Raw genomic sequence first — 12,535 nt, forward strand, 5'->3', positions numbered from 1 at the left:
ACGGATGCGGTCGGCCAAGCTCGTCGTCGGCATCGTCATCGGGATCATCGTGCTGTCGCTGGTGGTCGTGGTGATCCTCGGAGACGGCAGCGACGATCGGTGCCGCCCGAACGGGGCCATAACCGGCGGCGGGGGAGTGCCCGCCGGCGAGCTGAGCCTGCCGATCGCCGAAGGCGATTACGTCGTGTCCTCGACCTACAAGAGCGCAGACCGGCCCGGCCACCGAGGCATCGACCTGGCCGCCGCCGACGGCACGCCCATGTACGCGATGGCCCCAGGCGTGGTGACCGCCGCCGGCCCCGCGAGCGGGTTCGGCAACTGGATCGTCATCGACCACACCATCGACGGTCAGCCCTACTCGACCGTCTACGGCCATATGTGGGACGACGGAGTGGCCGTGCAGGTGGGCGACACCGTTGCCGCAGGACAGCACATCGGTGAGGTCGGAAACAACGGCCAGTCCACCGGCGCCCACCTGCATTTGGAGGTGTGGCAGGGCGGGCGCCTGACCGGTGGGAGCGAGACCGATCCGCAGCCGTGGCTCGACCGGGCCGCGAACCCGGGCTCGGGAGGCAGTGAGCCGCCCCCCGACGAGTCAACGACCTCCCGTCAGCCGTCTCCGCCCTCGAGTGGGGAGATGCCCGATTCGGACAAGATCGCCTCCAAGGAGAACTTGCAGGTCGACTCGATCCGGGTGGCCCGGGCCGTAGCGCAGCGCTTTCCCGACGTGAAGACCATCGGCGGGTGGCGGCCTGTTGATGCCTACCCCGATCACCCGTCGGGCCGCGCCGTGGACATCATGATCCCGGACTACTCCTCGAGCGAGGGCCGCGAGCTGGGCAATCGCATCACGAACTACCTGCTGACGCACCGCGAGTTCTTCAACATCGAGTACCTGATCTGGCGGCAGCAGTACATCCCCGCCACCGGGCAGCCCAACCAGAGGGAGGACCGGGGCGACCCGACCCAGAACCATTTCGACCACGTGCACGTCACCGTCGCCGGCGGCGGAAAGCCCACCCCGGACCAGCGCTACGGCGCCGCCCCCACCGACGGTGCCGACGACTCCTCGGAGACCACCGGCGCCGCCGGGGGCGACGACTGCGCCCCGGACTTCGGGCATCGCAGCCTGAACGCGGGCGAGATCCCCGCCGAACTGCGCAAGTGGATCGACCTGGGAGGCCAGGTCTGCCGCGAGGTCGACTCTCCGCTGCTGGCCGGGCTGCTGTACCACGAATCGGCCGGCTTCCAGGCCACGGCGGTCTCGACGGCCGGAGCGCAAGGGTACGGGCAGTTCATGCCCGGCACATGGGCGGCCAAGGGCGCCAAGGTCGACGACAACGGCCAGATCGCCGGACCTCCCGGCTCGGGCTCTCCGTCGGACCCGGCGGACGCGACGATGGCCGCCGCCCGCTACCTGTGCGAGATCGCCGAGGGCCAGCGAGAGGGCATCGCCTCGGGCGAGCTCAGTGGCGACCCGCAGGCGTTGATGCTGGCCGGCTATAACGCCGGACCCGGCGCCGTGCAGCAGTTCGGCGGGGTACCTCCATATGCCGAGACGCAAAAGTACGTGGTCATCGTGCCGCAAGAGGCCGCAAGGTTCGCCGCCGCATGAACACCGCCGACGAGTAGGAGACAGCGATGAACACCAAAGGCGTAGCCGTGGTCGCCGCGGCGGTGGTGGCGGTAGTGGTCGCCGCCGTCGCGATGGCTCTGACGCTTGGACGCGATGATGAACCGGGAACCGATGCGCACGTACACATCGACCCGATCACGACCGCCGATGAAGTGGCGGTGGCGGTGATGGCAGGGATTCACACGTGGACCCCCGCGCAGCAGCAGTCCCCGTGGGATGCGATGCACGCGATCTCCGACCAGCTCACCGGCCAGATGGCGGACGCGGCCACCACCCGCCCGGACCCAGATCCTGCCCCTGGGCAGTGGCCGGCATGGGCGCGCTCGGGTGACCGCGTGATCGGCGCCGCAAGCCTGGCCGGAGATCAAGACCCCGTCCCGCAGGACGCGAACCAAGCTCGGCGCCTGGTCACGGTGCAGCAGAAAGTGCTGCACCCCGACGGAGCAACGACCCCGCTCGAGCGCATCACCGCGACCGTCGAGCTCAAGCGCACCGGCGAGACGTGGAAGGTCGCCAGCTACCAATACCGATCTGTGGGCGAGTAACCGCGCACATCACACCAGGGAGGCAACAATGGCAGGCAAAGACCTGGCACGAACGTCCCAGACCCGCGAGCCCGGACCCACGATCGCGCTGGTCATGATGGGCGTGGTGGCGGCCGCGGTGATTGCGGTGTGGGGCAGTATCGCCCTCGGCGAATCCATCGCCCCCACCGGTCAACAGGTTCCCGGTAACCCCGCGGTGGCGGTGATCGACCTGGCCCAGGGGCAGGTGCAGTGGACCACCGGCGCCACGGTCGTCGCCGTGGCCCTGGTGGTGATCGCCGTTGTGATCGTGGCCGTGGTGGCGGCGCTCGTCGGGCGCCGGCAGGGCCGCAGGACCCGCGTCGATGGGATCACCAAGCACCTGGCGGGCCGCGCTGACGTGAAGTCACTGTCGGCCAAGAGCGTGGTCCGCGCCAACCGCGAGCGAGGCGACACCACCCAGATCCCGGGGGTGTACATCGGCAAGGAGGTCGCTTCCGGCCAAGATCTCTGGGGCGGGTGGGAAGACCTGCATCTGGATCTGTGGGGTCCCCGCCAGGGCAAGACCTCCAGCCGCATCATCCCGATGATCCGCCGCGCCCCGGGCATCTGCATCTCCACCTCGTGCAAGCGCGACGTCATCGAGGCCACGATGCCGTTCCGTCAGCTCCTCGGCCGTGTCTGGGTGCTCGACCCGCAGGACAAGGCGGTCGGGCTGGACACCTCCAAGTGGTACTTCGATCCGCTGGACTTCGTGCGCCGCGACCAGTGGTGGGACGGCAACGCCGAGGAGCTCGCCGAGATCTTCAACGCCGCCACCGCCCGCGGGGAGGCCGGCAGCGACCCCAACGCGTACTTCTACTCCCAGGCCGTGGACCTGCTCGCCTCGCTGTTCCTGGCAGCGGCGATGAAGAACCGTCCCATCACCGATGTCTACGGATGGGTCTCCAATCTCGAGGACGCCACCCCGGTCGACATCCTGGCCGACAGTCAGTGGAAGCCGCAGGCTGCGGACCTGGCCAGCAAGTACAACGCCGATCCCCGTACCCGCTCCAACGTGTTCTCCGCGGCCAAGAACATGATCTCCTGCCTGGGACGCAGGCAGATCGTGCGGTGGCTGACCCCCCAGGCCGGTGCCCAGCGTTTCGACCCGGTCGCCTTCGCAAACTCCGAGGCCGACACGCTGTATCTGGTCTCGGATGAGGAGAACCCGATCGGCCGGCCGGTGACGTCCATCCTGACCGTCGCGGTGTTCAAGGCCCTGGTCGACCGGGCCGACACCTGCCCCGGTTCGCGCCTGCCGGTGCCGGTGACCGCCGCCCTGGACGAGATCGCCAACATCGTGCGGTGGCCCAGGCTTCCCGACTACTACTCGACCTTCGGCTCCCGAGGCATCATCTGCTCGACCGTGCTCCAGTCCTACGCCCAGGGCGTGGAAGTGTGGGGCGAGCAGGGCATGAAGAAGCTGTGGTCTGCCGCCGCGATCGTCGTCATCGGCCCCGGCCACAAGGACTACCGATTCCTCGACGAGCTGGCCCATCTCATCGGCACCCACACCGAACAGCAACGCTCCATCTCCAGCGGCGGCGGCGATCGCGGACGGTCCGTGTCGACCCAGACGGTCGAGAAGCAGACCATCACCGCCGCCGAGCTGGCCGCTCTGCCGTTCGGGCGAATGATCGTCCTGGCCACCGGCCGGCGCCCCATCCTGGCCCGGATGGTCCGGTGGGACCACCAAGACCTTCCCTCCGCACCTGAGAAGACCGAAGAGGCCGCAGCGTGAGCCACCTGTTCGACAAGAAGATCGTCGAGGCGTTCGGTGAGACCCTCACGGCGGCGGCCAAGGAGTCGCTACCTGCTGCTGTAGAGGATGTTCTGGCAACACCCGGCCTCACCGACCACCTTGCCCGCACCGTGGAGAGGGAGGTCCAGCGGTTCGCCGAGACTGAGCTTGGCGTGCCGCCCATCCTGCGGTTCACCGACGAGTTCGCTTTCTTCGACGACTACCTGCGACTGGCCTACGAGTCGACGGGCATGAGTCAGAAGTGGTGCTCGCGCTGGTGGGCGCACCGCTCGGTCCGATTCCGCATCCGTTCGATGTGGCTCGCGTACGAGTCACTGGCCCGCCGGGACCCGGCCACCTGCGATGAGGTGTTCCTGCGCACGATCGGCGACCACCACATGCCGCTCCTGACGGGAGAGCGCTCGCCAATGGTCGCCTGCACGTCCGGTCACCAACCGGGCAAGCCCTTGAAATCGGACCCCATTGAGGAAGGCACGCTATGAGCTCGCACCCCAGCGACCCGGTGGTCGCCGATCTGGTCCGTCACGCCCGCGTGGGCGCGGCAGCTAATCCGTACCCGCCGCGGACTCGCTCGCTCGGCGAGCACTCCGCCCGCCAACACTCGGTCGGATCGCTCGTGGTGGAGGCCGCTCGCGCAGACTCCGGCGTATCCGAAAAGGTCGCTCAGGCGCGGCGTGAGGTGCTCGCCGCCGAGCTGGAGCGAAGGCGGCTGGTGCAGGCCGCGGAGGAAGCGCGGCGGCAGGCAGAACTTGATCGGACCCAGGCCGAGCAAGAGCGCGATGAGGCCGTTCGCCGCGCTCGCGAGCGGTCAGGACCGGACCCGGACTTCTTGACCCTGGCGGTGATCGCAGCGGTGACCCTGGAGATCACCGAGTACGAGCTGGCCGGCGTGCTCGATGCGGCGATCACCGACACCCCGGCCTCTCGTCGGTCGATACCGCCGACCTCGCAGGTGAGCGCAGGGTCGGCCTCACCGAGGAGCTGCTGCACACCGAGGTGGCCGCCGTCGGCGGCTCGCCGGCAGTCGCGGACGTTATCGACACCGGCGTAGGAACGCAGACACCGTCCCAGCTCATCGCCCAGTCCGATCAGGAAGCTCAGCCCGCCGCTGCCACGTTCGACAGCGCTGCGGTGTCCGTCGATACAGCCCCAGAGGTCGAAGAGCTATGAGCGCACAGGCGCCTGGCAACGACCAGATGAGGACCTACCTCGCCGATACCCTGGCAGCGGCCGACTCCCCGTTGACGGTCATGCCGCAAGACCCACAGGACCCGTGGGATGTCCGATTTCACGACGCGCGGTTCGACTCGCACATGAGTGTCAGGCAGGACCGCTTGATGGGCCTGCTCGACACCAGGACTCCCGAAGCCGTCGCCAGGGGGCTCGAGTACCGGTCCGCGGTCGGTGAGATCGCGATAGCGCTCATGGAATACCCCGAGGATTGGTACACCGTCGACACGTACAGTGGCGCCGAGCTAGCCATGTACTCGGGCTTGCTCAGCGTGTACCACCATGGGGCCGACATAGAGGTCGACGTACCGATCGACCACATTGAGCTCGATCGCCCCGACCTGCTCGGTCCAAGCGCACGGGCCGCGATCGAGGACCGTCTCGACCGGACCACGGGGACCACCCCCGATTCCCGATGGGCCCTCACATACCCAGTCGGCGACGAGATCAAGATTGGGCAGCTTCCCCCGCCTGCGTGGTCTCCCGATCGCGCTCTCGGCAGCGAGCCCCTGTCGTCGGCGAATCCGTTCACGGAGTCGTACTTGAGCCACCGCGCTGATCGCACGTTCGAGGCCAGGTCCGCCGAGGTGACGCAAGCGGACTTTGCTGAACCCCCCGTGATCGAGACGTAGCCAAGTAAGACCAGGACGCGTGTTAACTTACGCTTAGGCGGTGTCTAGCGAATCTGGTGCAGGCTGCGGATGTGCCGTTGCCATAGGTGTTGCCCTCTTGCTGGGGTTGGGAATGTGTTCCTCCTCTGACGACGACAGCACATCGCGCAGCCCCGGCAGCTCGAGTAGTAGTGGCACCCGTCTTAGCCCATTGGATTGTGAAGCGCTGAGGATGACGGCCCTGGACAACGACAACCCCGAGCCCTGGAAGGCGCTGGACAAGTACGACAAGTACTGCTGACAACCCCCCTGCCTTCTCGGGCTCACCACGGGTCGGGGGAGGAATCGGTGGTGGCTCCCCAATCCCATTGCGGTCCGGATGTCGATTCGACGTCCGGGCCGCGTTCTTGTTCTGCGGCACGGTGGGCCAGATAGGACTCAGCGAAGTCGTCAGACGGTGCGGGTGCCGGCGCAGTGGTGAGCGAGCCGTGGGTGGTCGCCAGCCACGCTGCCAGTTCGGTGTCGGTGGCCGGCGCGATTGGGGGAGGAGTGGGCAGGGCATCCCGGTCCCGGTCCTCATTTGTCGCGTGACGTATCCGGTGCGCGATGACGGCCCCTGGATTGTCGGCGGTCTCCAGGTTCGCGGTGGCCTCAGCCCACAGCTCGCGGGGGTCGTGGCCGGTGGTGGCGGCGTCGGCCCAGGCTCGGGCGAGGGAGTCGTATTGGTCGCCTCCGGGCTCGAGGTGTCGGCTGTAGAGGCGCGGCAGGGCGTCGATGTAGCCGGGCAGCGTGGAGCTGGTGAAGGCTTGGGCAGCGAGGTCCACGCCGTGGCGGTACAGCGCTTCAATGCGCGCCGGGTCGGTGGCGCCTGTCATCTCCTCGCGCAGTGTTGCGGTCGCGGAGGCTTGGTGAGTGTCGCGCCTAAGAATGGCGGCCAGTACCTCGGCGGCGGTGGGGGCGTCGTTGTCGCCGGCTGAGTGCATGTGGGCGTCTTCGGCGGACAGGTCGACCGTGGGTTCGCACACGGCGTAGGCGCGGTTCTCCTTCTTGCCGCGGGTCATCGCAACGTACAGGCCGGCACGGTCCACCGAGGTGTCGACGACTGCGTGGGTGGTGTCGACGGTGGCGCCCTGAGCGCGGTGCACTGTGGCCGCATACCCCAGATGCATGTTCTGGCCGGCGTAACCGGCTGGCACTGCCATGTCCTGCCCTGTGGACTGGTCCCGTACCGACAGCGAGCCGTCCTCGGCGATGCCGGTGACGGTGAACAGTTGGCCGTTAATCACGCGCCCCAAGGGCCGGCGGTGATCGTCGTAGAGAATCGAGTTCTTGCGGGCGATGACCGTATCGCCGACACCAATGGTGTCGCCGCGAGCGACCTGGGTTGTGCGGGTGTCATCAACTTGCCCACGGGCGATCCGGTCGGCGCGGATGACCTCGTTGAGCGAGTCGACGTCGCTGTTTCGGGACGCGATGATCAAGCTCTTGCGGCCCATCTTGGTGTCCTCGAGGAAGGCTTGAACGGCGTCGGTGAGCATCTGCTCGCGGTGCCCGCCACGGATCCAGCCACGGCGCCCGTAGAGGCCCAGGGCGTCGGTGTCGCCTTCGCGTAGGGCGAGCGTTGCCTCGGCCTGCTCGGAGTCCGCTCCCATACGCATGACCTCACGCAGTTCGACTGTTCCCGGGGTGCGGGTCAGGTCGGCGAACAGGCCACCGGTCTCGACGGCGGCGAGCTGCTTCGGGTCTCCGATCAGGCGCAGGACAGCGCCGGATTCGGCGGCGATTTCGGTCAGCGCGGCGAGGTTCTCGGTACTGGCCATGCCCGCTTCGTCGACCAGCAGCATGTCGCCGGGGCGAATCTTCACCGGCAGCGCCTCGAGGCTCCTTCCCGGGGCACCGGGGTTCCGACCGAGCCAGGTGAAGGTCAGGGAGTCGATGGTGCGGCAGTCGGTACCGATGTCCTCAGCCAGCACGCTGGCCGCTGCCGCGGAGGGTGCCAGACCGATGACGTGGCGACCCGTGTTCTCCCACGCCTGCACGACCACTTTCATGGCGGTGGTCTTGCCGGTACCGGCCGGTCCGACACCGGCGGCGAGCAGGGTTCCCGCCCCGACGAGGTGGTGCGCCAGTTCCTTCTGCCCGGTATTCAGCGGCCAGCCTGTGGCCCTGGCGTGGGCGGCAAGAGCCTTCTCTAGCGTGGCGCGGGACGCGATCACTGCCACCGGTGTGCGGGCTGCATCGAGGACGCGAGTCTCGGCGTCGAGCACGGCCTGGGTGGTGTACTTCTCGGCGTTGGCGTGCCGGTCTATACCTGCGCCGGTGTGGCCGGTCAGGCTCTCGGGCAGGCTCAACGGCTCAGGGGGCGTTAGCTCCACCATGAGCTCCCGAAGCGCGATGTCCATGACCGTGGCATGAGCCTGGTCGAGGGCGCCTGAGGAGGCGAACCGGTAGCCCTTCAGAGCTGTCGACACGGCCGTGTCGATGTGCGACCGGCGGAACTGCGCGCGGCGTGACGACACCGATTGAACGGCCTGCTCGGCGACCTGCCGGGCGTGGCTTTCGGTGTCAAAAACTTTGCGGGGCGCATCGACGGTGGCCTGCTCGGTAACGTCCCGGACAACGGATGAGACGGCGTCGGCGCCGATGGTCTGCTCAGCCACCCGGCGCCACTTGGCACGGTGCTCATCGAGGGACTGGGCAGGCTTCTTGGCGTCGCGGGTATCGAGGATCGCCTTCTGCCACAGGGCGTACGCCGCTCGCTGGGTGGGCTGGCGACCGTTCTTATCTACGTACTCGGCAACGAGCTGCTCGTACACCGGGCGCGCTAGCGCGCGACGGGAGGAGAACACGTCAATGAGACGGCGGTCGATGCCCTTGATCTCCCAGATCGGCGCCTTGTCCGGGTGCGGGTAGTGCGCCTCGAAGTTCAGACCCATCCGGCGGGAGAGCAGGTCATGCAGGACAGCGTCGTAGCGAGCCGAGATCGCCTGGTGCATCTGGTGGATCGTCCGCGAATCCAGCGTGCGCCACCGGCCGTCGGGGCCTTGCACCTTGTTGGCGATCAACACGTGCGAGTGCAGGTCCGGGTCCCCGCCACGGGTGTCGAAGTGCGTGAACTCAGCGGCGACGATGCCCTTAGTTTTCACCTGCTCGATGCCGCCGGCGCCCACGCGGGTGTAGATCGCATTGTCTTCGGCCCACCGCAGGGCCTCGGCCACCGCTTCATGGTGTAGCGCCGCCACTTTCGAGGCCGTTTGCTCGTCGGACAGCGCCCACAGAACGCTGACACTTTTGACCGGTGAGAAGGTGAAATCGAACCCGGCGACGGCCTGGCGGACCTTGTCCCGTTCGCGGTTTACCCAGGCGATGACGTCCTTGCCGGAGGCGTGTTCATAGCCGAACTCATCGGAAAAGAACGGGCGGGCCACGCTCTCGGCAAGTTGGTTTCTCTCGTCGGGAGTGGGACGGCGCCCCTCGGCGGTGAGGAACGACTTTTCGGCGGCGGAGATCGCCGCGAGAACGGGGACATCGCCGGAGTACAGGGGGTAAGCCCGGCCCAGCTTGCAGGCGCCCAGGCTCTTCCCATCGGCCATCATCTGATCGGTGTCCGGGTGTAGCCCTTCGCCGTACAGGGCGGCCATTTGGACCTCACCCACGACTGCGCCGGCGGTTGCTGTCTCAGACAGAAGGCCGGCCAATCCGCTGCCGATCCACCGCCCCGGCGGTGTTCCCTTGGCCGCGTAGTAGTCCGACAGCGACTTGCCCGCGGGGTCAGCGTCGTGGGTGGCGACCGAGCGCAGCAGGTACTGGTATCCAGTACCGGCGTGCACCGCTCGGAGGCTCATCATGAGCCCCAGCGTAGAGGCGCCCCAGGGCGGCGTCTACGCACGCCGCGCCGTCGGCGCGCTGAGCAGGCATTTTCCAGACGTCTCTAGTAGTGCCTACTGTGTGTGGCAGTTTGTGGCGAGCGACAGCGAGGATGATCTAGCACGGCCAGTGCTAGATATGGTGCGGCGATCGGGGACCAGGACGGCGAGACGATGACGGTGGCATGGTGGTTGGGCATTGCGGCACGATGGGTAGGGCAATAGGGTCGGAGTTATGGCGGCGACGAAGACTGATTCGCGTTCACAAACCGCACGCGCGAGGGCTCGTCAGGCGATGGCCGACGAGCTGGAGCGGGCTCGCAAGCGCGAGGCCAAGCTGGTCGCGGTGTTCTCGGCGATCGACGCCCGTGATGACGCGCAGATCGCCCTCGGCCAGGCGCTGGTCGAGCTTCGGGACCTGGGTGTGGCGCAGGCGGATCTGGCGGAGATGACCGGACTGTCCGCCCGCGAGGTCGGGGCGGCGATCCGCGCCGCTAAGGACAACACCGCCGACACCGACGACGCGGCCACGGATGCGGCCGACAGCGACACCACGGCGGCCGGCCAGACACCCGCGGACACCAACGGTGACCAGCAGCCCTGAGCCCGTCGCCGGCGGATGGTTCGAGGACATCCCGCTGCCGGGAATGGACGCCCGTCCCCGACCCCGGCCTGCCGCGAGGCGGTCCAGGCCGTACGACTCGACGCTGCCTCCGACCGAAGCAGCGATCGCCGCGTTTTACTCCCGTGTCGTGCGCGCCCCGGGCAACGGGTGCCACATCTGGACCGGCGCCATCTCCGACGGGTACGGACGGATCAGCTGGCGACGAGACGGCGTCAGCAGAACCGAGTACGCGCACCGCTTCGCCCTCCTGATCGCCGGCGAACTAACCGACGGGGCGATCGGTGAGCACCGCTGCAACGAACCCTTGTGCGTGCGCGTGGACCCCGGCCACCTCATCGCCTCAACCCAATCGGCGAACCTGCTCTACGCGGTCGCCTGCGGACGCACCGGCATCATCCGAAACACCACCGAACGCCACGACCGGCACGCCCGGTCCCTCGCGGTCCGCGAGGCGGTCTCCGGCGGCTGGAACCCCAAGGCTTACGCCCACGCCTGCGGCAACACCGCACCCCTAGACGAGCCGCCACTGTTCTAGAATCGTCTACAAAACCTACAGCAATGGCCCCACCAAAGCGGTGGGGCCATTGCTGTATCGGTCGGGTGGGAAGTGTCAGCGGGCTGCCGCAAGGCCTCGCGCGCGGCGCAACTGCCAGTAGCGCGGAATCGTCCATTTCAGCGGCGTCTTGTCGATCACCACCAGCGCCAGACGCGACCGGTAATGCACATCGTGGCGCACGGCGAATGACCAGTGCCCGATAAACCACGCCACTATCCCCAGCGCCATCACCGTCGGCGCCCAAGAGCTCGACTGGGTCACGCCACAGAATCCGATCACGGCGCAGATGCCTCCGATGCCGCGTGCCAGCGGCGGCACCAGAAGTGATGCCACCGCGACCATCGCCACGGCTTGTATCGCGGTCTGTAGATCCCACATGACACCCCTCCCGTGTTGGCGTTCGTCCCGCTACGTGCCGACCGCACCTGACGCAGGTCCGAGCCACTTGGTCATTGCCTGTCCTGTTCGGTCAGTGTGCTCGCCCGGTCCGACACGACAAGGCCACCCCAGTGCGGCTCGCTACTTGTCCTCGTCGGCCTGCCCGGAGGAACGAAACGCGTCCAACAGTTCACGCAAGGTGTCCGAAGTGGCCTCGGCCCGCACACGCCCGCGGTCAGCCTCCTCGGCCTGGACGCGCGCCTGCTCTGCCTCACGCTGCACCTTCTCGAGCTGCTGGCGAACCTGGGCCAGTTCGGAGCGCAACTGCTCGGCGTCCCGGACCGCCGCCTCTCTGGCCGCGTCGGCGTCTGCTCGCTGCGCCGTAGCCGTCTCCGCCGCGGCGAGAGCGTCGGCCTCGCCCGCGCGCGCGGCATCGAGTGCCACCGCGGTGGCCTCGTCTGCCTGCTCGGCAGCGCGCTTCCACGCCGCCGCCCACACCGAGGCCACCATCGCCGACATCGCCTCCGACAAGTCCGGGGCCTCGGGCACCTCACCCGCTGCACCCGCGGCGTGCTCGCGCATCCACGCCGCCACCTCGCCGATCCGCACCCCCGCTTGTTTCTGCACCGCCCGCACGGTGACCTTGTCCCCACGCGCGACGAGTACGCCATAGGCGTGAGCGATCTTCTCCGACGACGACATGGCGCCCCTTCAGATTCTGTGTCCGGTAACGGGTAACCGGAAACGTATTCTGTTCCCGCCGTTACCCATCATAGGGGACGCCCGCGCCCATGTCGAGGATCAAGCGCTGACCGCTACTGAGACGCCAGGCGTCTGGCGGCGAACAAAACGGGGCGTCACGAGTCGTGTGGACAATCCCACATACCACCAACCGAACGGAGAAGGAATATGGATCCGACAATCATCGGACTCACGCTTAGCGTGAGCGCGTACTGCGCGATTGCGGTGACCGTGATGGTCGCTACGCTTGCCGCTCGCGGACATCACATTGGCCTGCCGGGGCAGTTTGTCGGCATCGCGTCCGGCGTGACCGGACTGGGACTGTCCGGAGTCGCCGTCCTGGCGTCGTCGGCGATCCTGCCGATAGTGGCCGGAGGTGCCATCGGTGCCGGCCTCATCGGCGGCGGCCTCGGCTGGGTCCTGAGCGAGACGGTGAAGGCTCTTCCAGCTGGCAATGATTGAGATAAGGGATGGCCCGGCCACTGCGACCGGGCCATCCCTTCCATCGTCAGCCTCTTACCGACCAGCTTGCTGGGTCTCAGGGGTGCGACTGTCAGGATGGGC

Annotated in this window: 12 protein-coding genes; 9 read left to right on the forward strand and 3 right to left on the reverse strand. The window is 67.7% G+C overall.

What is annotated here, in order from left to right; all coding sequences use genetic code 11:
* Positions 1–4: 4 nt before the first annotated feature.
* From Q2K20_RS17455 to Q2K20_RS17480, 6 genes are all read left to right on the forward strand, one after another.
* Complete coding sequence (locus tag Q2K20_RS17455) at positions 5–1,615, forward strand: peptidoglycan DD-metalloendopeptidase family protein (RefSeq protein ID WP_067715232.1); 1,611 nt, start codon at positions 5–7, stop codon at positions 1,613–1,615.
* 26 nt (positions 1,616–1,641) lie between these two features.
* Positions 1,642–2,181, forward strand: a complete 540-nt coding sequence (locus Q2K20_RS17460; RefSeq protein ID WP_253701968.1) for a hypothetical protein — start codon at positions 1,642–1,644, stop codon at positions 2,179–2,181.
* Positions 2,182–2,209: 28 nt separating this feature from the next.
* Positions 2,210–3,943 carry a type IV secretory system conjugative DNA transfer family protein gene (locus Q2K20_RS17465; RefSeq protein ID WP_096907584.1) on the forward strand — a complete coding sequence of 578 codons (1,734 nt, stop codon included), beginning with the start codon at positions 2,210–2,212 and terminating at the stop codon, positions 3,941–3,943.
* A complete protein-coding gene (locus Q2K20_RS17470) occupies positions 3,940–4,446 on the forward strand; it encodes a DUF4913 domain-containing protein (protein ID WP_096907583.1) in 507 nt (168 codons plus the stop codon). The genes Q2K20_RS17465 and Q2K20_RS17470 overlap by 4 nt, the downstream gene beginning before the upstream one ends.
* Complete coding sequence (locus Q2K20_RS17475) at positions 4,443–5,015, forward strand: hypothetical protein (protein ID WP_317177046.1); 573 nt, start codon at positions 4,443–4,445, stop codon at positions 5,013–5,015. Before Q2K20_RS17470 ends, Q2K20_RS17475 begins: the two co-directional genes overlap by 4 nt.
* Positions 5,016–5,130: 115 nt before the next feature.
* Complete coding sequence (locus tag Q2K20_RS17480) at positions 5,131–5,826, forward strand: hypothetical protein (RefSeq protein WP_143337786.1); 696 nt, start codon at positions 5,131–5,133, stop codon at positions 5,824–5,826.
* Between the two features lie 302 nt (positions 5,827–6,128).
* Here the strand turns inward: Q2K20_RS17480 and mobF are convergent, their stop codons facing one another.
* Positions 6,129–9,653 carry a MobF family relaxase gene (gene mobF / locus Q2K20_RS17485; protein ID WP_254050721.1) on the reverse strand — a complete coding sequence of 1,175 codons (3,525 nt, stop codon included), beginning with the start codon at positions 9,651–9,653 and terminating at the stop codon, positions 6,129–6,131.
* A gap of 313 nt (positions 9,654–9,966) precedes the next feature.
* On the opposite strand from mobF, the gene Q2K20_RS17490 reads away from it, so the two are divergent.
* Both Q2K20_RS17490 and Q2K20_RS17495 read left to right on the forward strand, forming a co-directional pair.
* A complete protein-coding gene (locus Q2K20_RS17490) occupies positions 9,967–10,275 on the forward strand; it encodes a hypothetical protein (RefSeq protein ID WP_096907579.1) in 309 nt (102 codons plus the stop codon).
* Positions 10,259–10,831: a hypothetical protein gene (locus tag Q2K20_RS17495; RefSeq protein WP_268100074.1), complete on the forward strand. Its 573-nt coding sequence runs from the start codon at positions 10,259–10,261 to the stop codon at positions 10,829–10,831. Before Q2K20_RS17490 ends, Q2K20_RS17495 begins: the two co-directional genes overlap by 17 nt.
* A 75-nt stretch (positions 10,832–10,906) precedes the next feature.
* On the opposite strand, the gene Q2K20_RS17500 is transcribed toward Q2K20_RS17495, so the two are convergent.
* The gene (locus Q2K20_RS17500; protein WP_096907628.1) at positions 10,907–11,230 is read right to left on the reverse strand and encodes a hypothetical protein; all 324 of its coding nucleotides are present in this window, start codon (positions 11,228–11,230) and stop codon (positions 10,907–10,909) included.
* Between the two features lie 141 nt (positions 11,231–11,371).
* Positions 11,372–11,932, reverse strand: a complete 561-nt coding sequence (locus Q2K20_RS17505; protein WP_096907627.1) for a DNA-binding protein — start codon at positions 11,930–11,932, stop codon at positions 11,372–11,374.
* 207 nt (positions 11,933–12,139) lie between these two features.
* Here Q2K20_RS17505 and Q2K20_RS17510 point away from each other — a divergent pair, with 207 nt between their 5' ends.
* The gene (locus Q2K20_RS17510; protein ID WP_096907626.1) at positions 12,140–12,433 is read left to right on the forward strand and encodes a hypothetical protein; all 294 of its coding nucleotides are present in this window, start codon (positions 12,140–12,142) and stop codon (positions 12,431–12,433) included.
* Positions 12,434–12,535: the final 102 nt, after the last annotated feature.

The sequence above is a fragment of the Dietzia sp. IN118 genome, assembly GCF_032905965.1.
Classification (GTDB): domain Bacteria; phylum Actinomycetota; class Actinomycetes; order Mycobacteriales; family Mycobacteriaceae; genus Dietzia; species Dietzia kunjamensis.